At 69.8% G+C, this 22,498-nt stretch carries 18 protein-coding genes; 14 read left to right on the forward strand and 4 right to left on the reverse strand.

Annotation, left to right across the window (positions count from 1 at the left end; all coding sequences use genetic code 11):
• The first annotated feature begins 71 nt into the window (after positions 1–71).
• Positions 72–1,478: an NAD(P)-binding domain-containing protein gene (locus CLT74_RS29760; protein WP_099850893.1), complete on the forward strand. Its 1,407-nt coding sequence runs from the start codon at positions 72–74 to the stop codon at positions 1,476–1,478.
• 11 nt (positions 1,479–1,489) lie between these two features.
• Positions 1,490–2,293: an alpha/beta fold hydrolase gene (locus CLT74_RS29765; protein WP_099853431.1), complete on the forward strand. Its 804-nt coding sequence runs from the start codon at positions 1,490–1,492 to the stop codon at positions 2,291–2,293.
• A gap of 31 nt (positions 2,294–2,324) precedes the next feature.
• Here CLT74_RS29765 and CLT74_RS29770 read toward each other — a convergent pair whose 3' ends face one another.
• A complete protein-coding gene (locus CLT74_RS29770) occupies positions 2,325–3,740 on the reverse strand; it encodes a trehalose-6-phosphate synthase (RefSeq protein WP_099853434.1) in 1,416 nt (471 codons plus the stop codon).
• A 175-nt stretch (positions 3,741–3,915) separates the two neighbouring features.
• Complete coding sequence (locus CLT74_RS29775) at positions 3,916–4,764, reverse strand: DUF308 domain-containing protein (protein ID WP_099850895.1); 849 nt, start codon at positions 4,762–4,764, stop codon at positions 3,916–3,918.
• A gap of 898 nt (positions 4,765–5,662) precedes the next feature.
• Here CLT74_RS29775 and CLT74_RS29780 point away from each other — a divergent pair.
• The 11 genes from CLT74_RS29780 (at position 5,663) to CLT74_RS29830 (ending at position 17,525) form a co-directional block, all read left to right on the forward strand.
• Positions 5,663–6,388 carry a response regulator transcription factor gene (locus CLT74_RS29780; protein WP_099850898.1) on the forward strand — a complete coding sequence of 242 codons (726 nt, stop codon included), beginning with the start codon at positions 5,663–5,665 and terminating at the stop codon, positions 6,386–6,388.
• Positions 6,389–6,882: 494 nt separating this feature from the next.
• Positions 6,883–7,983: an acyl-CoA dehydrogenase family protein gene (locus CLT74_RS29785; RefSeq protein ID WP_486582680.1), complete on the forward strand. Its 1,101-nt coding sequence runs from the start codon at positions 6,883–6,885 to the stop codon at positions 7,981–7,983.
• A gap of 104 nt (positions 7,984–8,087) precedes the next feature.
• Positions 8,088–9,152: an SDR family oxidoreductase gene (locus CLT74_RS29790; protein WP_099853438.1), complete on the forward strand. Its 1,065-nt coding sequence runs from the start codon at positions 8,088–8,090 to the stop codon at positions 9,150–9,152.
• Positions 9,149–10,450 carry an aminotransferase class III-fold pyridoxal phosphate-dependent enzyme gene (locus CLT74_RS29795; protein WP_099850902.1) on the forward strand — a complete coding sequence of 434 codons (1,302 nt, stop codon included), beginning with the start codon at positions 9,149–9,151 and terminating at the stop codon, positions 10,448–10,450. Before CLT74_RS29790 ends, CLT74_RS29795 begins: the two co-directional genes overlap by 4 nt.
• On the forward strand, positions 10,443–10,925 hold the full coding sequence (locus CLT74_RS29800; RefSeq protein ID WP_099850904.1) for an SRPBCC family protein: 483 nt from the start codon (positions 10,443–10,445) through the stop codon (positions 10,923–10,925). Before CLT74_RS29795 ends, CLT74_RS29800 begins: the two co-directional genes overlap by 8 nt.
• A gap of 1 nt (position 10,926) precedes the next feature.
• Positions 10,927–11,505, forward strand: coding sequence for a flavin reductase family protein (locus CLT74_RS29805; protein WP_099850906.1), 579 nt, complete (start codon positions 10,927–10,929; stop codon positions 11,503–11,505).
• 2 nt (positions 11,506–11,507) lie between these two features.
• Complete coding sequence (locus tag CLT74_RS29810) at positions 11,508–12,350, forward strand: SDR family oxidoreductase (RefSeq protein WP_099850907.1); 843 nt, start codon at positions 11,508–11,510, stop codon at positions 12,348–12,350.
• 4 nt (positions 12,351–12,354) lie between these two features.
• Entirely contained in the window at positions 12,355–12,978 is a 624-nt protein-coding gene (locus CLT74_RS29815; protein ID WP_099850909.1) for a sterol desaturase family protein, read from the forward strand.
• 80 nt (positions 12,979–13,058) lie between these two features.
• The gene (locus tag CLT74_RS29820) at positions 13,059–14,267 is read left to right on the forward strand and encodes a nitric oxide synthase oxygenase (RefSeq protein WP_199172288.1); all 1,209 of its coding nucleotides are present in this window, start codon (positions 13,059–13,061) and stop codon (positions 14,265–14,267) included.
• A 159-nt stretch (positions 14,268–14,426) separates the two neighbouring features.
• The gene (locus CLT74_RS29825) at positions 14,427–16,655 is read left to right on the forward strand and encodes an MMPL family transporter (protein WP_099850913.1); all 2,229 of its coding nucleotides are present in this window, start codon (positions 14,427–14,429) and stop codon (positions 16,653–16,655) included.
• Between the two features lie 177 nt (positions 16,656–16,832).
• Complete coding sequence (locus tag CLT74_RS29830; protein ID WP_099853442.1) at positions 16,833–17,525, forward strand: lysophospholipid acyltransferase family protein; 693 nt, start codon at positions 16,833–16,835, stop codon at positions 17,523–17,525.
• 54 nt (positions 17,526–17,579) lie between these two features.
• Here CLT74_RS29830 and CLT74_RS29835 read toward each other — a convergent pair whose 3' ends face one another.
• Positions 17,580–21,143, reverse strand: a complete 3,564-nt coding sequence (locus tag CLT74_RS29835) for an adenylate/guanylate cyclase domain-containing protein (protein ID WP_099850915.1) — start codon at positions 21,141–21,143, stop codon at positions 17,580–17,582.
• 166 nt (positions 21,144–21,309) lie between these two features.
• On the opposite strand from CLT74_RS29835, the gene CLT74_RS29840 reads away from it, so the two are divergent.
• On the forward strand, positions 21,310–21,519 hold the full coding sequence (locus tag CLT74_RS29840) for a hypothetical protein (protein ID WP_099850916.1): 210 nt from the start codon (positions 21,310–21,312) through the stop codon (positions 21,517–21,519).
• Positions 21,520–21,599: 80 nt separating this feature from the next.
• On the opposite strand, the gene CLT74_RS29845 is transcribed toward CLT74_RS29840, so the two are convergent.
• Positions 21,600–22,292 (reverse strand): Crp/Fnr family transcriptional regulator, encoded by a 693-nt coding sequence (locus CLT74_RS29845; protein WP_093401197.1) that lies wholly within the window; start codon positions 22,290–22,292, stop codon positions 21,600–21,602.
• Between the last annotated feature and the right edge of the window lie 206 nt (positions 22,293–22,498).

Here is a 22,498-nt window from a genome sequence, read left to right on the forward strand (position 1 = left end):
GGACATCCCGCTCCGTTGTGGAGAGGATTTCGCGCGACCCGGCACTCGTGCCGAGACGAAGGAGACCCCCGGTGCCCACCTCCACCGAGCCCGGCCAGCCAGATCCGGAGACGACCACGCTCACCCGCGGCCCCGACGGGCGCCCGGTCTCCGACCGGGGCGACACCGTCTGCGTGATCGGTGCCGGTGCCAGCGGACTGACCGCCGTGAAGAACCTCGCCGAGCACGGCTTCGGGGTCGACTGCTACGAACGCGAGACAGGCGTCGGCGGTGCCTGGAACTGGCGGCACGACCGCAGCCCGGTGTACGCCAGCACCCACCTGATCTCGTCGCGACCGTTCACCCAGTTCCCCGACTTCCCGATGCCCGACCACTGGCCGGACTACCCGCACCACAGCCAGTTGCTGTCCTACTTCGAGCGCTACGCCGACCACTTCGACCTGCGCCGGCACATCTGGTTCGGCACCGAGGTGGTGCGCGTCGAACCGGTCGGCGACGACAGGTGGGACGTCACCACCCGCAGCACCGGTGGTTACGGCCCCGAGCGCACCTCGCGGTACGCCGCCGTGGTGATCGCCAACGGGCACAACTGGTCGCCGAAGCTGCCCCGCTACGAGGGGCTTGAGCAGTTCCGTGGCGAGGTCATGCACGCCTCGTCGTACAAGGACTCGGCCCAGTTGCGCGGCAAGCGGGTGCTGGTGGTGGGTGCCGGCAACACCGGCTGCGACATCGCCGTGGAGGCCGCCCAGCAGGCGTCGCGGTGTTGGCACTCCACCCGCCGCGGCTACTGGTACGCCCCGAAGTACGTCTTCGGTCGCCCCGCCGACCAGGTCAACGACATGCTGCTGGCGTTGCGGGTGCCGCTGCGCGTCAGGCAGTGGCTCTACCATCGGACGCTGCGACTGACGGTCGGCGACCTGACCCGCTTCGGTCTGCCGAAGCCGGACCACCGGGTGTACGAGACGCACCCGATCGCCAACAGTCTGCTCGTCTACCACGTGGGTCACGGCGCGATCGCCCCGGTACCGGACGTCGAGCGCTTCCATCCGCACTCGGTGGAGCTGACCGACGGCCGGCAGATCGACCCGGAGCTTGTCGTCTTCGCCACCGGCTACCTGCCCCGCTTCGAGTTCCTCGACGGCAAGATCCTCGGCGACGACGAGGGGGTGGGTCGACCCCGGCTGTGGCTCAACGCCCTCGTACCTGACCATCCCACGCTCGCGGTGACCGGGCTGCTCCAACCGGACTCCGGCATCTTCACCCTGTCCCACTGGCAGGCCGTGCTCTTCGCCCGGTTGCTGCGGCTGCGCGCCAACCGTCCGGAGCGGGCCGCGGCCTTCGCCGCCCGGGTACGCGCCGGAGCCGGTGAGCGCTACTCGGGACAGGTGAAGGATTCGACCCGGCACTGGTTCGAGGTCGGGCACGCCGACTACCTGCGCGCCCTGGAGCGCGCCCTACGCGAGCTGGAGAGCAAGTGACCGAGCGGGTGATGCGCGGCTGGGAATGGGCGCGGCCGGTGCGCCCGGTCCGGCGTGAGGTGCTCAGCGCCGTCCCGGAGCTGGAGGAGGGACGGCCGCCACTGCTGTTCGTGCCGGGCTTCGGTCACGGCGCCTGGGCGTACGCCGAGAACTGGCTCGGACACGTCGCCGCCCGTGGCTTCAGCGCCCACGCGGTGAGCCTGCGCGGGCACGGCGGCAGCGATCCGGCGCCGGAGGCGACCCTGCGGGCGTACGCCCACGACGTGGTCCAGGTGGCGGCCGGCCTGCCGCGCCGGGCGGTGCTGGTGGGGCACGGTGCCGGGGCCCTGGTGGTGGCGCACGCCCTGGCCCGCTATCCGGCCCGGGCGGCGGTGCTCGTGGCGCCGGTGCTCGGCGGCTGGGCGACGTTCGGCACCGCGGTGCGTCGCAATCCACTAGGTACCCTGCCGGCGGTGTTCGGCGCCGGGCTGCGGCTGAACCGCAAGCAGTTGTTCAGCGGCGAGCTGCCCGACGCCGACGCCCGACGCCACGCGGCGCGGCTGGGGCGGGCGGCCCGGCGGGCCCAGTGGCAGCTGTTGACCGGCGCCGAGCCGGAGCCGGCCGTGGGCGAGCCGCCCGTGCTGGTGCTGGGCAGCCCGGACGACCGGGTGGTGCCGGCCTCGGCGTTGACCCAGGCTGCCCGGCGCTACGGTTCGGCTCCGTTGCTCTTTCCCGGGATGGGGCACGACATGATGCTCGACGCCCGGTGGCGGGAGCCGATCGACGCGATCCTCGACTGGCTGGTCAAGGACCCGTCCCGGGACAACCGGGGCTGACCGTCGCGGGCGTGGCCGGGCGGGCTGGGGCTCAGCCGCCGCCGAGGCGGCTGAGCATCGAGCCGCTCTGGTCCAGAGTGGACAGATACGAGCGGGCCCACGCCCGGATGTCGTGTTCGTGCAGGTGGGCACGCATCGCCCGCATCCGCTCCCGGACGTCGGCGGGGTCGGCCCGCAACGCCGCGAGCAGGCCCTGCTTGAGCCCCTCCAGATCGTGCGGGTTGACCAGGTACGCCTGCGGCAGCTCGGCGGCGGACCCGGCGAATTCACTGAGCAGCAGCGCGCCGGTGTCGTCGACCCGGGCGGCGACGTACTCCTTGGCGACCAGGTTCATGCCGTCGCGGAGCGGGGTCACCGCCATCACGTCCGCGACCCGGTAGAGCGCGGCCAGCTCGGCGCGGTCGAACGGCTGGGTGAGGTAGTGGATCGCGGGCTCACCCACCCGGCCGAACTCGCCGTTGATCCGCCCGACCTCCCGCTCGACCCGGTCCCGGAGGATCTGGTACTGGCTGACCCGCTCCCGGCTCGGTACCGCCACCTGCACCAGCACCGTGTCGCGGACCTTGACGTGCCCGCCGGCCAGCAACTCGCTGTACGCCTTGAGCCGCTGCTCGATGCCCTTTGTGTAATCCATCCGGTCGACGCTGAGGACCACCTGGTCAGGGCTGCCCAGGTCGTGGCGCAGGCGGCGCGCCCGGTCGGCCACGTCGGGGCGGTCGGCCAGCGCCGCCATCTCGACGGTGTCGATCGACACCGGGAACGCGCCGATGCGCACCACCCGGTCCTCGACGCCGATCCGCCGGTCGGTGGCCGGCAGCCCCAGCACCTTCGTGACCAGCTGGGCGAAGTTGTGCGCCGCCTGGGCGCGCTGGAAGCCGACCAGATCGGCGCCGAGCATGCCGCGCAGCAGTTCGGCCCGGCGGGGCAACTGCATGAACAGTTCCGGTGGCGGGAACGGCACGTGCAGGAAGAAACCGATGCGCAGGTCGGGTCGGAGGGCGCGGAGCAGCCCCGGCACCAGTTGCAGGTGGTAGTCCTGCACCCAGACCACCGCGCCGGGCTCGGCCACCTGCGCGGTCGCCTCGGCGAACCGTTTGTTGACCCGGAGGTACGCGTCCCACCAGCGCCGATGGTGCTGCGGCTGCTCGACCGCGTCGTGGTAGATCGGCCAGAGGGTCGCGTTGGCGAAACCCTCGTAGTGGTCGCGCAGGTCCTCGCCACTGAGCGGCACGGAGTGCATCCGTACGCCGTCGATGTCGGGCAGGGCGGGTGCGGGACCGGTCCCGCCGGCCCAGCCGACCCAGGTCGCCGGGGTGTGCCGCAGCAGCGGGTGCAACGCGCTGACCAGCCCCCCGGGGCTGCGGCGCCACTCACAGGCACCGTCGGGGGCCACGCTGTCGTCGATGGGTAGGCGGTTGGCCACCACCACGAGGGAACTCTGTCGCATCTCGGGCATTCCGATCAGCAGGGGAGCGACCGCCGCGAAGGAGGAACAACCGGGCAGTCGGCGGGTGACGTGACGTACTGCGGTATTCCTACTGACAGTAAGTTACACCACTGTTACGCGCGCCGGCACGGGCTGTCACCGTCCCGGTATCCGGGCGGCTACCCTGCGCGGTGAATCAGACGACGGCCCCGTCGTCCGGGTCACGGTCGTCGGCGTCGCCGGGCCGCAGCCGCCACACCAGTGTGACGAAGCCGGCGAGAATGCCGGTGAAGCCGAGCAACGTCACGATGCCCTGGTCAGCGGGGAGCAGATCGGGGAAGAGGAAGAGCACGAAGCCGAGCAGCACGGCGAGGATGCCGGCCATCGCGAACTTCGACACCCGGGGCAGCGGCGGAGGCGGCGGCGGAACGTAGCGCTCGTCGTCGTCCGGGTCGTCGGGCAGCTCCGTGCCGAAGGTGTCCAGGCCGTCCAGCAGCGACGGTCCCTCTCCGTCGCGAGGGCCCCGCCCCACCGAGACGCCGGAGATGTCGGCGGCGTACGGCAGCCGGCGTACGTCGGTGGCGGCCGGGCCGGTCTCCTCGGTGCCGGGTCGGGTGGCGGTGGCCGTGCCGCCGCCCCGCCCGGCCTGGTCGTCCACGTTCTCGGCGGCGGGCCACGGGTGGTCGCCGGAGTCCGGCGGGGTGTGGAAGCCGGCGACGATCCGCTCCCACTCGGCGTCGATGTCCGGTTCCTCGGCGGCGCGGGCACCACCGGTCTCGTCGGCGAGCTGGCTGAGGTAATCCCGGGCGGTGCTCAGGTGCGAGCGATCCACGTAGAGCCGGTCCACCGGCCGGGACGGCACGGTGGTGGTGCGGGTGACCGGGTTCAGGTCGGCCGACGGTTGCAGGTAGGCGGCGATCCCGCCGGCGGCCAGCACGTCGAGCAGGTGCTCGCCGACGCGCGGGTCGACATCGCCAGCGATGGCGTACTCGCTCGCGTCGAGCCCGTTGTCCCGCCGTCCCCGGCGGGCCCCACCCGCTGACACCGGACCATCCTCCTCATCGCGCCACCGGCGCGCCCCGCAGCCCCTCGACGCGCCCCCGCACGCCCCGTGCCCTGAATCGTGACACGTCGAGGGTGGGTTCGGGGAGTGCCTTGTGGCGCGGCGTACGACCGGCCGGAGTGAGGTCCGGGGCCGCGTCCGACGCTTTCACCTTTTTGTCCCCGTATGCGGAACCCCCGCCACCACCCGTCCGTTGTCGGCTTTCCGCTCCCCCGCAGGGCGGGCCCCGGCAGAGAGAAGCCGGCCCGTCCTGCGGAGCGACCCTCGGCTTGCGCCGCAACAATCGATTTTCGGATTTGTTTCTGACGTTATCCCGACTGGAGGAATCCGGTAGACGCTGCGCGTCGCGGTTTCGGGCCTGCCGTCACTTTGCTAAGTCGATCGCAGAATGGCGATCACCTGACGTGGTGGTTCAGTTGCGGCTAATTCTCCGTAGCTGTGTCGCGAGGCGTGATCCGTAACCGGGTATAACGCGACAGGATACGGTAAGTCGCATTGGTGTCGCGGTGCGACGTGCCGCCAGGTGGGGGGACGGCAGATGGCCGTCCGGGCGGCTGACGCCGGACATTGCGCCGAGGTCTCGCTCCCCCGACAGCATTGAAGTGACGTCCGTCGGACGGGCATCTTCGGTAGGTGTTCCGCTACCGTACCGGCTATGCATTCTTCATGGCCGGGTGGAGGCGTCGGGCCGGGCCTGGTAATTAGCAAAGTTCACGACCGCATCCGTTTAGTACGGTGCTGTCTGATCGCATTTTGCACGTGCTGGCGAGGGCGGGTTCATCATGGAGGCCGGCATCGAAATCGCTTATGCTGACGGCGGATCCCCGCGATAGGCGTGTCCACCCATAAGGCGTACCCGAGGTCAACTGGGGCAGAGACTGTGCGGGTACTTGTGGTGGAAGACGACGAGTCGCTCGCCGGGACGATGGTCGAGGCGCTGCGACGTTTCGGGCACGATGTCGAGCACGTGACGACCGGCCTTGAGGCGTTGACAGCGCTCGGGAAGGCCGAATTCGTCCTGCTGGAGTTGGGCCTGCCAGATCTGGACGGCCAGGAGGTGTGCCGGCGCATCCGGCAACAGTCGTGGATCCCGATCATCGTGGTGACTGGTCGTGGTGACGAGCTCAACCGGGTCCTGCTGTTGGAGACGGGCGCTGACGATTATGTCGTGAAGCCGTACAGCATGCGGGAGTTGCTGGCCCGGATGGACGCGGTGGTGCGGCGCGGTGCGGTGGGCGAGGTTGGTCGTGCGCTCCGGGTGCCGTCGGCGGGGCCCGTGGAGGAGCAGCGGCGCCATGGCCCGCTTCAGGTCGACCTCCGGGTACGCCGCGCCTCACTGCACGATCGTGAGGTCACGCTGACCCGGCGGGAGTTCGACCTGCTCGCGGTACTGCTCGACGACCCGGGTGCGGTGGTCGGCCGTCAGGAGTTGATCGAACGGGTGTGGGACGAGAACTGGCACGGCTCGACCCGCACCCTCGATGTCCACGTCGGATCATTGCGGACGAAACTCGGCGATCGACGGTGGATCGAGTCGGTGCGGGGAGTCGGATTCCGCGTCCGAATGCCGGACAACGACCGGAGCGTTAGCAGATCTTCCGGGTAGGACACCGTTCCGGGTCCTGACTCGGTCCAGCGTGACACCACGCCGGAACGGCTCTTGAGCCCTGCGCGTCCGGACCACCCTCGTGGCGGGAAGCGCTGACGCGGCCCCGTGGCGAAGCCGCCGCAGCTGCCCCGGCGACGTCTCTTTCCGGCCGCCGCCGAAGCCTGGTGTGCAGCGAACGGCTCTAGCGTCGCCCACCCGACCAACTGGTTCGACGGTGCGCCCAATGTCTGGCTTGCTCTCTTCTGCCTTTTGGTGGAATTTGTGGTCAGCGGGGATGCAAGCGACCTGCAGATGCCCTGTTCCGTTCGTGCAGAAGAATTGTCTGAGCCCTGCTGTCGGCTGTGACATCTGTTGCAGGTCCGATCCCTAGTCTGGATCGCGTACCACCAGGAGCGCGGCCATCCGTTGGATGAGGCGACTCCACGAGGGACGCACGATGACGGTTCGCTGAGTGAGGGGCTCCAAGTATGCGGCTGCTCGATGAAGCGCGCGTGGTACTTGACGAGGTACTTCCAGGGCTGGACAAGCGGCTGGCCGAGGCGCCGCTGGCGACTTGGGAGCAGCCGGACGCGCCGGGTTTGACGGTTTTCAAGGAGGCTGGGGGGCCGGCGCTGCTGGTGCCGCAGGAGCACGGCGGGCTCGGTGGGGATCTGCTGACCGCAACCCGGGTGCAGCGAGCAATCGGCTCTCGGTCGCCGTCGTTGGCTGTTGCTACGACGATGCATCACTTCTCGATGGCGTCGCTTGTCGAGTTGACTGCGCGTTCCTCCGGAATGGAGTGGATGTTGCTGACCGCGGTCGCCCGCGACAGCCTTCTGGTCGCCTCCGGATTCGCCGAGGGCCGTGCCGGTCAGGGAATCCTCACGCCGACGATGACAGCCACCGAGCGTGACGGTGTGGTCGTGCTCAATGGAACGAAGAAGCCGTGCAGTCTGGCCCGGTCGATGGACCTCCTGTCGGCGTCGGTCGTCCTTCCGGGAGACGATGGCGACCCGCAGCTCGCGATCGCGGTGGTGCCTGCCTCGGCACCCGGAGTGTCGGTGCGGCCGTTCTGGAACACCCCGTCACTCGCCGGTACGGAAAGCGACGAGGTGACCCTCACCGATGTCGAGGTTCCGCAGAACCTGGTGGTACGAACGGAGCTGGTCGAGGGAGACCGGTTGGACCACCTGCAGACAGTTGGGTTCGTATGGTTCGAGCTGCTGATGTCGGCCAGCTATCTCGGTGCGGCGACCGCGCTGGCCGACCGCCTGCTGGGGTCGACAAGCGCTGATGTCGGTGTGCAGGCGCAGGTAGCCAGCACGATACGGGCGGCGACGTTGCTGGTGGAGGGCACCGCGAACATGCCGGGGCCGATCGGCGAGGATCGGCTGGCCGACGTGCTCGTCTGCCGCTACGCGGTGCAGGACGCGATAACCCGGGTGCTCGATCTGACCGTCGAGGCACTTGGGGGAATGGCGTTCATCTCCTCGGGGGAGGTCGCCTACCTCGCGGGTGCCTGTCGGGCGCTGGCGTTCCACCCTCCCGGGCGCCACCGGATGGCCTCGTCGCTGCGGGACTACTTCACGGGCGGGCCGCTGCGCGTGCCGTAGGTCGGCGGTGCTGATCCCGTTTCCTGACGCCTCGCCTCGCCTCACCTCGCCGACCTGCCTGTCGTCGGCGATGACATCACCTCTGCAAACCCAAGGTTGTGATCATGACGGCTGTTCGAACGGTGCTGCTGACCGGCGCGTCCGGGGTGATCGGCACCGCCCTCATTCCTGAACTGGCACCTGCTCACGTGGTGGCCCTGACGCATCGGACCCCCTGCCCCGGCGCGACCGAGTCGGTCCCCGGTGACATCACCGCGCCGAGACTCGGCCTGGCCCCGGCCGTTTACGCGTCGTTGGCCGCCAGGGTCGATGCTGTGGTCCACTGCGCCGCGCACACCGGCTTTTCCGGTGGTCGACAGATCACCGAAAACGTCAACGTCACCGGGACCCGTGAGGTGATCGCGTTCGCCGCGGACGCGGGCGCACCCTTGTACTACGTGTCCACGGCGTTCGTCGCCCGCACCGAGCTGACCCGCCAGTCGCTCGGCTGCGGCAGCGGCGACGCGAGCGCCCGTCCCGAGGACTATCTGGACTCCAAGCGCCTGGCGGAGCGGCTGGTGCGCGACAGTGGTGTTCCAGCGGTGCTGATCCGTCCCTCGGTGGTGATCGGCGATTCCCGCACCGGCGTGATCAGCCGCTTCCAGGGCCTGCACGAGATCTCCACGGTGCTGTTGCGGAACCTTCTTCCGCTGATGCCGATGCCGGCAACCTCGCGGCTCGACTTCGTGCCGTGCGACGTGGCCGCCCGTGCGATCGCCGCCCTCGTCCTCGACAGGCACCGCGACGGGGAGGTGTGGATCACCGCCGGGCGGGCTGCCCCCTCGATCGAGGCGCTTGTCGATACCGCGGTGACCGTCGGTGCCGAACTCGGTATCGAGGTGAACCGGCCCAGGATGGTCGAGCCGGAGATGGTGGACAGACTGATCCGTCCAGTGTTCATCGACCCGTTGCCACCGACCGCGCGGCGGCGATTCGACGACCTGCTCGCGATGACCGCGCTGTTCGTCAACGCGCCGGTGTTCCCCAGCACGCTTGGCCAACTGCCGCGGCAGAGCGCGGCGTTGACGGCCGAGCAGGTCACCGACGCCTACCGGGCGTCGCTGATCTACCTGGCCCACACCAAGAAGCTGGCGGCGCCGCTTTCGGCGCGGGTGGGGGCACCGGCATGACCAGCGCCGCGGGTATCCAGGCCGCACCGGCTTCCGGCATCGACCCGCCGAAGGTGCTGGAGACCTACCGCCGTCACATCGGCCGAGGCCGGGCCCGGATCGCCGCGATGACCGGCGCAGCGGTCGAGGTCGCATCCTCCGGCGCACACGTCTGGGATTCGACTGGCCGACGGTACCTCGACTGCGGCGGCTACGGTGTGTTCCTGCTCGGGCACGCGCATCCGGAAGTGACCGAGGCGGTGATAGGTCAGATCCGCCGCCATCCCATGGCCACCCGGCTGTTGCTGGAACCGACGGCGGCCACGGCGGCGGCGGCCCTCGCGGAGGTGACGCCGGAGGGACTGGACTACGTCCACTTCGTCACCTCCGGTGCCGAGGCCACGGAGACCGCGATCAAGTTGGCCCGGGCCCACGGCAAGCATGTTCTGGTCTCGACGGCGGGCGGTTACCACGGAAAGACCACAGGCGCGCTCGCGCTGACCGCGAAACCGGTGTTCCAGGACCCCTTCCGGCCACTGCTGGACAGCCTCCACGTGCCGTACGGCGACGCATCGGCCCTGGAAAAAGTGCTGGCCGAGCATCATGGGCAGGCGTGCGTCGTGGTCGAACCGGTCCAGGGCGAGGGCGGCGTGATCGTTCCCCCGCCCGGCTACCTGTCCCGAGTGCAGCAACTCTGTCGCGCTCACGAGGCGATGTTCGTGCTCGACGAGATCCAGACCGGACTTGGACGTCTCGGCTCCTGGTGGGGCGCCGACGACGAGCGGGTACGGCCGGACGTCCTGCTCGTGGGCAAGAACCTCTCCGGCGGTGTCGTCCCCGTCGCCGCCGCGGTGGCGACCGCGCACACCTATGCGCCGCTCGACAACGACCCGTTCCTGCACACCTCCACCTTCGCCGGCGCTCCGGTGGCGATGGCCGCTGCCGCCGCGGCGGTGCGGATCATCGCCCGCGACGGGCTGGTGGCCCGTGCCGCCGGACTCGGCGAGCGCATCCGGGGTCTGCTTGAGGAGACGCTCGGCGGACTGCGCGGCGATGTGGTCACCGACATCCGTGGCCGAGGGCTGCTGCTGGGTGTCGAACTCGCCGACGAAGCACTGGCCGGGCAGCTGATGCTGCACCTGCTGGAGGCCAACGTGGTCGTCAATCACTCCCTCAATGCGCATCGGGTCGTGCGACTGACCCCTCCGGCGGTCCTGACCGACAGTGACCTCGATGAGCTGCACAGCGCGCTGAGCACCGCGGCGCACCAGCTCATCCGCCACGCAACGACTCACCGAAAGGCCATCCGCCGTGCCTGATGTCACGATCGACGCCCTCGTCCCGGCAACCACCGCAGCCGACGTCTACCGCAAGCTCCGCGACTTCGGTGCCTACCCCCGCTACACCGATGCCGTCCGGGAGGTCAAGGTTCTCGCCGTCGATGACCACAACGTGGAGGCCCGCTGGTCGGTCAACTTCCGCAACGGCGTGCTCTGCTGGACCGAACGCGACACCTTCGACGACGCCAATCAGACCATCGCGTTCAGCCAGACCGACGGCGACTTCCACCGCTTCGACGGATCCTGGTCGGTGAGCCCGGACGACTTCGGTGTCAGGGTGCGCTTCGCGTGCACCTTCGACCTCGGTATGCCCAGCCTCGCGGCCATCGTCAACCCGATCGCCTCTGAGGCGCTGACGGAGAGTATCCAGCTCATCCTGCATGGTCTGCTGGGGGACGACGTCGCGTTCACCGACGCCGACACACCCGGGCTCGCCGTCGCGCAGAGGGCATGACATGTCGACCGCGGCCACTCGCGACGCGGCGGCCACCGGACGCGCCGAGGCAGCCGCGCCGGCGGCCGTCACCATCCAGGCACTGCGTGAGGCATTCGCTCACCTGCCGGCGGCGGTGACCGTGGTCACCACCCTCACGCCCGAAGGACCAGCGGGGATGACTGCCAGCGCGGTCTCGTCCCTGTCCCTGGATCCACCGCTGCTACTGGTCTGTGCCGCCAACACCTCCGGCACACTCGCCCGGCTACGCGCACACGGTCGGTTCGCCGTCAACACGCTTCCCGCCGGGCACCGCACGCTGGCCCACACGTTCGCCAACCCGGAGCCGCACCCGGGGCACCGGTTCACCTGCGCCCCGTACCGCATCGTCGATGCGGTACCCGTACTGAGCGATGCGCTCACCGTGTTCACCTGCGCCGTCGAGCAGACCCACCCCGGCGGCGACCACACAATCGTCGTCGGCCGGATCACGGCCGTCACCCATCACGCCGGGCAGCCCCTGCTGTGGCATGCCCGAAGCTACCGGCGGCTGGCCCCGGCCGCTGGCGATCACATGTCCGACCAGCACAGGAGGTCCTGACCATGGCCAAACACACCCTTTCCGGCAAGGTCGTCGCAATCACGGGCGGCAGCCTCGGCATCGGCCGCGCCACCGCCGAGGCGTTCATCGCGGCCGGAGCCCAGGTCGCCATCGGCGCCCGCGATCTCGATCGAGCCACCAGCACGGCCAGGTCGATCGGCGCGATCGCCTTCCCCCTCGACGTCACCGACTCCGGCAGTGTGGAGAAGTTCTGCCGGCAGGTCGAGGAAGCCCTCGGGCCGATCGACGTCCTGATCAACAACGCCGGCGTCATGCTCGTCGGGCGCCTCGAACACGAGAGCGATGACGCCACCGCGCAGCAGCTCAACGTCAACCTGCTCGGCACCATCAACGGCATGAAGGCCGTGATGCCGCGGATGCGCGCCAGAGGGCGTGGCCACATCATCAACATGGTCTCCGCCGTCGGAATGGTGGGCCTGCCCGGCTGTGCCACCTACTCCGCCGCCAAGCACGGCGTCGTCGGTCTCTCCGAAGCGGTACGGGGCGAACTTCGCGGAGCCGGCGTCGATCTGTCCATCATCCTGCCGATTCCCGCGCAGACTGAACTGACCTCCGGAGTCGGTAAGGGCCGTTTCGTGCCCTACCTGAAGGCCACCGACATCGCCGGGGCCGCCGTACGCACCGCCCGCCGGCCCCGCTACCACGTCTACGTGCCGGGCTGGACGAACCCGGTCACCCGCATCCTCGGTCTGCTGCCGCAAGGTCTGCGTGACGCCGCAGGGCGGCTGCTCAAGGCCGACCAGTTGCTGAAGACCACCGATGCTGCCGCTCGCGTCAGGTACGAGGAGCGGGCTCGGGCGACGAATCTGACCCGTGAGGTGTAGACCCATGGCCAATCGGGGAGCGATTCTGCGTGGCCGCGGTCCGGCCGTCTTCTCATCCACATTCATCGACCACATCGTCCATGTCCACCCGCTTGTCGCGGTCGCTCTCTACCTGCCGGTCATCGTCGTCGCGGCAGTGGCTTCGCTCGACCAGGCCGGTCCGCTGGCTCTTGTCGGATGGGCGGTCGGCGGCTACCTGACCTGGACCCTCGTCGAGTACTGGGGCCACCGCATCGTGCTGCACTTCGAACCGGAACAAGGCTGGGGTGCCTGGTTCCACCGCATCGTCCACGGCCTGCACCACGACTACCCGCAGGACTCCCGCCGGTCCATCATGACCCCGCTGCTGTCCGTCCCGATCGTCGGGACCGCCCTGGTGGTGTCGATCGTGGTTCTGGACCTGCCGAGCATGTACGCGGCCGGCTTCGTTCTCGGCTACCTCGCCTATGACCTCATCCATCTCTATCTGCACCACTCCCGACCCAAGGCTGGGCCGATGAAGTGGCTGCACGAGCTGCACATGCGTCACCACTTCCGTGACGACGGCCGCGGATTCGGGGTATCCGCCCCCTATTGGGACAAGGTGTTCGGTACCGCGATCAGCCGTAGCAGGCGGGCTGCACAGTGACAGACACCCATCTGCGCGCCGCCGGTACCGGCCAGCCGAGCCCGCACACCGTCCCGAGTTCGGCGTCCGGAGGTGAGGGAGTGCCCGGGTACCGGGACGTCCCCACTTCCCGATGGGATCCCGACGCCCCGACCGACATGGACGAGGCGGAAGCGTTCCTTCGGCTGTTCCATGACGAGAACGACGACGCGAGGAACCTGCGCCCTCGGATCGCCGCAGTCCGCGCAGAGATCGCCGCCACCGGTACCTACACGCACACCCATGCGGAACTGGCCTTCGGTGCCCGCGTCGCCTGGCGAAACTCGTCGCGTTGCATCGGTCGCCTCTACTGGCGCAGCCTGCGCCTGCTCGATCGTCGCGATGTGCACAGCGCCGACGACATCTACAGCAGCCTGGTCGAACATCTGTGCACGGCGACCAACAACGGCAACATTCGGCCCACCATCACGGTCTTTCCTCCAGCCCGACCCGGTAAGCGTTACGCCCGCATCTGGAACGAACAGCTCATCCGCTACGCGGGGCACCGTCGATCCGACGGCAGCGTTGTCGGCGATCCTCGGTACGTCGATTTCACCGCCACGGTCACCGCGATGGGCTGGATCGGCAAAGGGACCGCATTCGACATCCTTCCGCTGGTCATCGACACCCCCACGGACGGCCCTCGTCTGTTCGATCTGCCGGAACATGCCGTCAGCGAAGTTCACCTCACCCACCCCGAACACCCCTGGTTCGCCAACCTTGACCTGCGTTGGCACGTCGTGCCGGCGATCTCTCACATGCGTCTGACAATCGGCGGAATCCACTACCCGTGCGCCCCGTTCAACGGGTGGTACCTCGGTGCCGAGATCGGTGCCCGCAACCTCGCGGACCTCGACCGCTACAACATGCTTCTCGTCGTGGCCGAGAATCTTGGTCTCGACACCAGCACAGACGCGACGCTCTGGCGCGACCGGGCCCTGGTCGAACTCAACATAGCCGTGCTGCATTCGTTCACTGCCGCAGGCATGCGCATCAGCGATCACCATACCGAGGCCCACCTTTTCTGCACCCACCTTGAGCGGGAGGCGCGCCTCGGACGTCCCGTCCCGACCGACTGGACCTGGATAGTGCCGCCTCTGTCGGGCAGCACCACCCCCGTTTTCCACCGCTATTACCATGAAGCCGACCTTCGCCCCAACTTCTACCTGGACCCGGAGGCGCGCGCCCTTGCCCTCGGTTCCGCCGCCCCCGTGGCCGCTGGACGTTGTCCCGTCACGGGGGCGCACCCACAACCGAACAAATACATGTGATGATCGGTGTGCGGTGCCCAGTTGAGCGCCGCAGCCCGCACTTTCCAGCGTCCACCTGCTCGGCCACACGCGAACAAGAGTCATCGCTTCACACCGATTTCATTTCCACCTGCGATGATCGCCATGCTCGCCACTCGGAGAATCCCCAGAAGGACTAGAATGCTGAACTGGCTGGGCCACCTCACCGTGCGCGCCCGCGCTATCGTGCTCGTTCTCGCTGTCGCGGTGCTCGTGGCCGCCGGCCTGACCGCCGGTAGTGTCACTGAACGACTCGCTGGCGGAGGCTTCAACGACGCTGGCGACGAGGTTGCCGCGGCCGTGCACGCCCTTGAGGCCGAATTCAATGCTGGCGAACCCAATATCATTCTTCTGGCCGACACCGGAGCGGCCGATGTGGACAGCCCAGAGGCCGCCGAGGCGGGCCGGGCCCTGACGAGTCGGCTGGCCGCCGAGCCCGGTGTCGTCGACGTCGCGTCCTACTGGACCACCGGCCTGCCGTCGCTCAAGTCGCGGGACGGAACCAAAGCCATCGTCGCCGGACGCATCACCGGCGACGACAAGACCATCGAGGCCCGGGCGGGTGATCTCAGCACCGCCTACACGCAGTCCGACGGCACCCTCCAGGTGGCCGTGGGCGGCAGCGCCGAGGTGATCCGGCAGCTCAGCGTACAGAGCGAGAAGGACCTCATCCGCGCAGAGGTGATCGCGTTGCCGATCACCCTGATCCTGCTGATCGTGGTCTTCGGCGGGCTCATCGCCGGACTGCTTCCCGTCGCTGTCGGGATCTTCACCGTTCTCGGTGCCTTGCTCATCCTCTATGGACTCGCCGGCCTCACCGACGTTTCCGTCTTCGCGCTCAACCTCACCACGGCGCTCGGTCTGGGTCTCGCCATCGACTACAGCCTGTTCATCGTCTCTCGGTTCCGCGAAGAACTAGCCACCGGTCTCGACGTAAATCAGGCTGTGCTCCGGGCGGTCAACACCGCCGGCCGTACCGTCGCTGTCAGCGCGCTCGCCGTGGCCGGCTCCCTGGCGGTCCTCCTGGTGTTCCCTCAGATGTTCCTGCGTTCCATCGCCTACGCCGGCATGGCGGTCGTCGCCTGCGCCACCATCGCCGCAGTCGTCGTTCTTCCCGCGCTGCTCGCGGTGCTCGGCCATCGCGTCAACGCCCTGGCCGTACGCCGTGCCAGGCGCCGCGAGGGCACCGGTTGGCAGCGCATCGCCCATGCCGTCATGCGTCGCCCGGTGATCGTGGCCGCCGCCGCGGTGGCGATCCTGCTCCTGCTCGGTTCGCCTGTTGCCGGCATCCGCTTCGGCGACGTCGACGACCGTGCCCTACCCACGACCTCCACCGCACGGCAGGTCGCCGACCAGCTCCGCAACGACTTCGACACCCGCGACGCCGACGCCATCGCCGCCGTGGCCACCGAAATCGGAGATCCCGCCACCCAGACCACAGCCATCAGCGAGTACGCCACCACCCTTTCCCGCATCGAGGGTGTCGCCCGCGTTGACGCCCTGACCGGCAGCTACGCCGGCGGCCAGCAGGTCGCCCCAGCCGGACCCGCCGCCGCCCGATTCGCCACGGAGACGGCCACCTGGCTTCAGGTCGTGCCTGATCTCGAGCCCGTTTCGCCCGAGGGTGAAGCGTTGGTCAAGCGCATCCGCGCCACCGAGGCGCCGTTCTCCGTCAAGCTGGCTGGTCCTTCTGTTGAACTACTTGACGGAAAGGCCCTCATCGCTGACCGGCTCCCCCTCGCCGGAGCGCTCATCGCGGCGGTCAGCTTCCTCGTCCTGATGGTTGTCTTCGGCAGCGTTCTCCTGCCACTCATCAGTCTGGTACTCAACGTGCTCAGCCTCTCCGCAGCCTTCGGCGCGATGGTCTGGGGCTTCCAGGAAGGTCACCTGGCGGGACTGCTCAACTTCACCAGCACCGGCACCATCGAGATCTCCATCCCGGTGTTGCTGTTCTTCCTGGCCTTCGGCCTAGCCACGGACTATCAGGTCTTCATGCTCTCCCGCATCAAGGAGGAGTACGACAAGACCCACGACAACACCGACGCCGTCGCCACCGGCCTGCAGCGCACCGGCCCCATCATCACCGCCGCCGCCGCGCTCATCGCCATCGTCTTCATCGGCCTGGCCGCCGGCGACATCTCCATCATCAAGCTCCTCGGCGTCGGTCTCGCGCTCGCCATCATCGTTGATGCCACAATCGTCCGGGCGGCCCTCGTCCCGGCGTTCATGCGACTGGCCGGCCGAGCGAACTGGTGGGCGCCCCGACCCATCCAGTCGCTGCACCGAACCCTCGGTATTCACCATGCGCCACCCGAGCCCACCACCGTGTCGGCCGGACCACCAGACGCGCTGCGCAGCGCAGCGGGGTGACCTCGAGAGCGACGATGCAGACCTCGCCGGCGCCCTCGCTGCGTCCCACAATCACCTCGACCTGAGCTGACCCGTCGCGACCGCACCTGAGACGTTGTGGTGGGCGGGTGGGGGTTCGTAGGCTCGTGCCACCACCGCCCGGCCCACCCGGGTGGGCACTTCGGGGGAGGGATGCCGGTGCTCTACTGGCTGCTGAAGTACGTGCTGCTCGGCCCGCTGCTGCGGCTCATCTTCCGGCCGCAGGTGGAGGGTCTGCACCACGTACCGGCTGCCGGTCCGGTCATCCTGGCCAGCAACCACCTCTCCTTCTCCGACTCGATCTTCACGCCGCTGATCGTGCCCCGGAAAGTCACCTTCGTGGCCAAGGCGGAGTACTTCACCGGCAAGGGGATCAAGGGCTGGCTGACCAAGATGTTCTTCACGGGTACCGGCACCATCCCGGTGGACCGCTCCGGCGGCCGAGCCGCCCGCGCCGCGCTTGACACCCAGCTCTCGGTGCTGCGGGCCGGTGGCATCGCCGGCATCTATCCGGAGGGCACCCGGTCGCCCGACGGTCGGCTCTACCGGGGCAAGACCGGGGTGGCCCGCTTGGCGTTGGAGAGCGGCGCGCCGGTCGTACCCGTGGTGATGCTCAACCTGGACGAGATCCAGCCGCCCGGCCAGCTCATCCCGAAGCTGGCGCGGGTCCGGATCCGCTTCGGCCCGCCGCTCGACTTCTCCCGCTACGCCGGGCTGGCCGGTGACCGCTTCGTCGAGCGCGCGGTCACCGACGAGATCATGTACGAGTTGATGGAACTCTCCGGCCGCGAGTACGTCGACATCTACGCCCAGAAGCTCAAGACAACGCCCGCCACGCCTGTCGCGGCCTGAGCCGCCGACCCGGGTAGGCGGACCGGGCGGGAACGCGGCCGGGCCGGCGAGGACTCAGCAGGCGAGGGTCCGGGCGGCGTCGACGGGCGGGTGGGCCAGCGCGAGCAGGCCGGGCGCGCCGTTGCGGTGCGCGAAGGCGCGCAGCTCGGCCAGGGGCGCGTCGGCCGCCGCATGGTCACCGGCGGCGGTGAGTTCGCGTACCGCGAAGGTCAGCGCCAGCATCCGGTCCGTGACGTCGGGGATGCCGGCGTAGGTCTCGGCGGCGGCCAGGTGCAGCTCGGCCGCGTGCTGGTGGTTGTCGTCGGCGCCGGCCAGCGCGCCGGTCACCGTCCGCAGCGCCGCTTCCGACCAGGGCGTACGGTGACCGACCTGGTCGAGCATGGCGCGTATCCGGGCGGCGGGCTTCCGACCGGTGAGGCAGGCCGCCCAACTGGCCGCGGCGATCCACTCGCCGCTGGCCAGCGCCGGCACCGTCGTCCACGAATCGGCCAGCTCGTCGACGAGCGCGGCGGCCTCGTCGAGGCGACCCTGTACCGCCCGGCACAGCGCCCCCATCGCGAGCATCGTCCAGTGCAGCCGGTGGAAGCCGCTTCGCCGCGCGACGTCCAACGCGGCGGCCACGTCGTCGCGTGGCGGTGTCCCGACGGTCGACTGATCGGTGGGTGGCCCCGGTGGCACCGGCTGGCCACGCAGCACCAGCAGGCACGTCCGCAGGCCGCGCACCTGCATGTCCCAACTGCCGGTCGGGGTGTCCACGAACGCCTCGGCGGCGGCGAGCAGCCGGCCGAAGTCTCCCTCGAACCAGGCTCGCATCGCCTCGCTGGAGTAGCTGGTGGTCAAGGTCTGCCCGCTCGCCGTACGCGCCGGCACCGCCGAGAGCAGAGCGTTGGAGCGTACCCAGTCGCCCTCCTCGCAGACGGCGTAGGCGAGGTTCTGCGTGGCCCGGGGCAGCGCGAGCAACTGACCGGCCCGGCTGACCTCGACGATGCTGTACAACTCGTCCAGCCCGGCGCGGTCGCCGGCCTGGTACCGGGCGGTGGCCGCGGTGATCCGGGCGTTGGTGCGGGTCTCGGTCAGCCCGAGCCGTTCGCCGATCTCCGCCGCCGTGTCCGCCGCCGCCACGGCCGGATCACGCTCGTAGTTGAGCATGTGCAGCCGCCCCAGCTCGGCGAAGGCGTCGGCCTTCTGCGCGCTGTCCGGTAGCGGCTCGAACAGCCGTACCGCCCGGTCCAGGCAGGCCAGCGCCGCCGGCCGGTCGGCCCGCAGCCACGCCGCCTGGCCGAGCAGCGTCCAGGCCCGCGCCGCGCACGCCTCGTCGCCGTACGCGAGCAGTCGCTCGGCGAGCGCCTGCACCTGCTCCGGCCCGCCACTGGAGAGGAAGGCGTTGCCGTCGCGGTGGAACGAGATCTCGGTACTGAGCAGCTCCAACTGGAGCCGACCCACCGGATCGGAGTCGTCGGCCAGGCCGAGCGCCCGGGCGGCGTGGCTGGCGGCGGCGTCCAGCCCGTGCAGCGCGTACGCCCGGCGCGCCGCCCGGTGCAGTGCGGCCCGTGCCGGCGCGGCGTAGCGGCGGGTCTCCATGCCCAGCGAACGGGCGATCTCGTGCGCCGCCCAACGGTGGTGGGCCAGCACCTCGGCCAGGTCGGTGTCCCGACTCTGCGACAGCGTGTCCAGCCAGTCGGCGGTGCGTTCGTGTCGGGCCACCCGCTCGGTCCGGGGCAGCCGCTGGTAGCACACGTCGCGGACCAGGACGTGCCGGAAGCGGTACTCCGGCTGACCGGCCATCGTGGAGTCGGCCTGCTCGTGGACGAAGTCCCGCTGTTCGAGCCGCCGCAGGGCCCGCTCCACGGACTCGACCGGCTGTCCGACGGCGGCGGCCACCGCACCCGGCCAGAACTGGACGCCGACGACCGCGGCGGCCAGCAGCGCGGCCCGGTCCTTGGCGTCGAGCAGGTCGACCCGGTTGGCGATGACCGCGTGCACGCTTTCCGGCATCGGCAGGTCCAGGTGCTTCTCCAGCGACCAGCCGCGTCCGGACTGCCGCAGCGCCCCCTGCTCGATCAGCATCCGGACGTACTCGTGGGCGTAGAGCGGGTTGCCGCCGGCCACCTCGATCAGCGGTGTCAGCAGGTCGGCGGAGAACGCGGCCTGGCCGAACATGTGCGCGTACAACGCGGCGATGCCGGTGTCCCGCAACGGCGGCAGCGCGATGGTGACCGAGCCGGTGATGGTCCCCGCCCAACTCGGATCCCGGTCGACAAGCTCGGGACGGGCGGTGCACAGCAGCAGCAGCGGCACGTCCCGGGCCGCCGCACCCAGCAGCTCCACGAAACGCAGCATCGCGTCGTCGGCCCAGTGCAGGTCCTCGAAGACCAGCACGGTGGGACGGCGGGCGGCGAGGGCCAGCAGGAACCGCCGCCACGCCGACTCCGCCTCCTCGGCCGGCAGCGGGGTGCCGGCCAGCCCGACCAGCGGACGCAGCGCGTCGGTCACCCGGTCTCGCTCGGCGACACCGACGAGCTCCCCGACGGCGGCGGTGAGTCGTTGCGCGGCGCTGGCGGCCGGGTCGGTGTCGAGGATGCCCGCCTCGGCCTTGACGATGTCGGCGAGCGCGGCGAACGTGACGTTCTCGCCGAACGGTGGGCATCTGCCGATCCGCCAGGTCAGCGGCTCGTCCACCAGCCGGCCGGTGTGCCTGTGCAACTCGCGGACGAGTCGGCTCTTGCCGATGCCGGCCCGGCCGAAGACGGTCACCACCTGGGGTCGGCGGTCGCGCAGGCTGCGGTGCAGGGCGTTGACGAGCATGCCCAGCTCGTGTTCCCGGTCGATCAGGGGCGTGGTGTCCGGCTCCCGGTCGGTGTGCTGCTGGCGTACCGCGGACCGGGCGAGCCACACCTCGGTCGGCGCGGACCGGCCGCGCAGCGTGACCGGGGGCTGTTCGTCGTACCGGATGGTGTCCCGGGTCAACGCGTGCGTGGCACCGTCGACGAGCACCCCGCCGGGCGGTGCCGCCGACTGCAACCGGGAGGCGGTGTTGACCACGTCGCCGGCGACGATCGCCTGTCCGCCGTCGCGCGCCGCGGCCACGTCGACAAGCGCCTCCCCGGTCGCCACCCCGACCCGGAAGCGCAGCCCGTCGGTGCCGGTGGGGGTGAACCGGGTCAGCACCCGCTGCAACTCCAGCCCGGCCCGCACACACCGCAACGCGTCGGTCTCGGTGGCCACCGGCGCACCGAACAGCGCCATCACCGCGTCGCCGATGTACTTCTCCACCACGCCGCCGTACTGGCCGACCACCCGCCGGGCGGCGGAGAAGAAGCCGGTCTGCATGCCGCGCACCAGCTCCGGATCGGCCCGCTCGACGTACGGGGTGAAGTCGATCAGGTCGACGAAGAGCACGCTGACCCGGCGACGATCCTCCTGGTTCATGGTGGCCGGCCGGTCGGTGCCGGCGCGGGGTGCTCCGCAGGAGGTGCAGAAGGCCACGTCGGGGGCGAGTGGGCGCAGGCAGTGCGGGCAGACGGCACCGAGTTCCGCGCCGCAGCCACCGCAGAAGCGGTCGCCCTCGGCGGCGGTACGTCCACAGCGGTCACACTGCGCGGCGATGACACCCTCCACTGGCAGGCCCCGACGCCCCGGGGCGCAGCATCGAGTATCGCCGCCCGACGCACTGTCGGGTACCGGGCTGTTGGTTTGTGGACACTCAGCCGGGCAGCTCAACACGTTTCGGAACGGCTAGATTCAGGCAGCCGATTTGTCGACAGCTGATCAGGGGGACAGCTCCATGGTGTACGTGATGCTGAAGAGCGACTGGACCGACGGTAACGGGGTCACCCACTCCGCCGGAGACTCGGTGGACGTGGACGCCGCCACCCTCGCCCAGTTGCAGGCGCAGGGGATCGTCGGCGAGGTGCCCGGCGGTGGCAAGGACGGTACGGACTGGGTCGGACCTGGTGACACCGAATGGGTCGGGCCGGGCAGCACCAAGCCCTGACCACAACGAGTGCGGGCGGGGCCGGGACGATCGTCCCGGCCCCGCCCGCGTACCTGATGTCCTCGACGGCGGCGGGCCGCTCAGCGCTCGTTCATCCCGGCGCGTCGGCGCAGCGCGGGCACGTCGGTGACGACGATCCGCCGGCCCTCGGTACGCAGCCAACCCCGGTTGGCGAAGGACCCGATCGCCTGGTTGACGCTCTGCCGGGAACCACCGGCCATCTCGGCCAGCTGGCTCTGGTTGAGCTCTATGGTGATCATCGGGGCCTGACTCTCACCGGCGAGCCGGACCAACGTCTTGGCCACCCGGCCGGGTAGGTCGAGGAAGACGTGGTCGGCGTTCTGCTCGGTCAGCCGGCGGATCAACGCGCCGAGGGAGCGCATCACCGCGTCGAGGATGCGGGCGTTCGAATGCACCAGCTCCATGAACGCCGGCCGGGACAGCGCCAGCGCGGCGGTGTCCTCGATCGCCTCCGCCGAGGTCGACCGGGTCGAGGCGTCCAGCAGGGAGACCTCACCGAGCACGTCCGGCGGTCGCATCACGGTCAGGATCGCCCGCTCGCCGGTGGGCGCGGTCCGGAACACGGCCACCGCGCCGCGCCGCAGGATGATCAGTGACTCGCCCGGGTCGTTCTCAACGAACAGCAGCTGACCCTTGCGGTACGTCCGGGGCACCGCCGCGGCGACCACCCGTTGGCGTACCTCCGGCTCGAGTCCGGCGAACATGTCGACGCCGGTGAGCGCGTCGCCCGGCTCCGGCAAGCGCATCTCCACGGCCCCACCCCTCCCCGGTCAAGGACCCCAACTCGCTCACCGGGTGAGCCTGGCGGCCCTGACGAGGTGATCCGACACCCGTTCGGCGTCCGGCAGCGGTAACACATCAGATCATGACGGTCCGGTCGCGTGCTGTACACCCCTCAAATCACTTCCGTGACCGGTTCGAGCTGGGGCGTGACCTCCCGAGGGCCGATGGAAGCGCT

The organism is Verrucosispora sp. CNZ293, from assembly GCF_002754655.1.

Bases quoted from the DNA above. Each gene is read 5' to 3' on its own strand.
- CLT74_RS29765 (WP_099853431.1), top strand. From the start codon at position 1,490: ATGCGCGGCTGGGAATGGGCGCGGCCGGTGCGCCCGGTCCGGCGTGAG.
- CLT74_RS29790 (WP_099853438.1), top strand. From the start codon at position 8,088: ATGACGGCTGTTCGAACGGTGCTGCTGACCGGCGCGTCCGGGGTGATC.
- CLT74_RS29815 (WP_099850909.1), top strand. From the start codon at position 12,355: ATGGCCAATCGGGGAGCGATTCTGCGTGGCCGCGGTCCGGCCGTCTTC.
- CLT74_RS29795 (WP_099850902.1), top strand. From the start codon at position 9,149: ATGACCAGCGCCGCGGGTATCCAGGCCGCACCGGCTTCCGGCATCGAC.
- CLT74_RS29840 (WP_099850916.1), top strand. From the start codon at position 21,310: ATGGTGTACGTGATGCTGAAGAGCGACTGGACCGACGGTAACGGGGTC.
- CLT74_RS29770 (WP_099853434.1), bottom strand. From the start codon at position 3,740: ATGCGACAGAGTTCCCTCGTGGTGGTGGCCAACCGCCTACCCATCGAC.
- CLT74_RS29805 (WP_099850906.1), top strand. From the start codon at position 10,927: ATGTCGACCGCGGCCACTCGCGACGCGGCGGCCACCGGACGCGCCGAG.
- CLT74_RS29825 (WP_099850913.1), top strand. From the start codon at position 14,427: ATGCTGAACTGGCTGGGCCACCTCACCGTGCGCGCCCGCGCTATCGTG.
- CLT74_RS29810 (WP_099850907.1), top strand. From the start codon at position 11,508: ATGGCCAAACACACCCTTTCCGGCAAGGTCGTCGCAATCACGGGCGGC.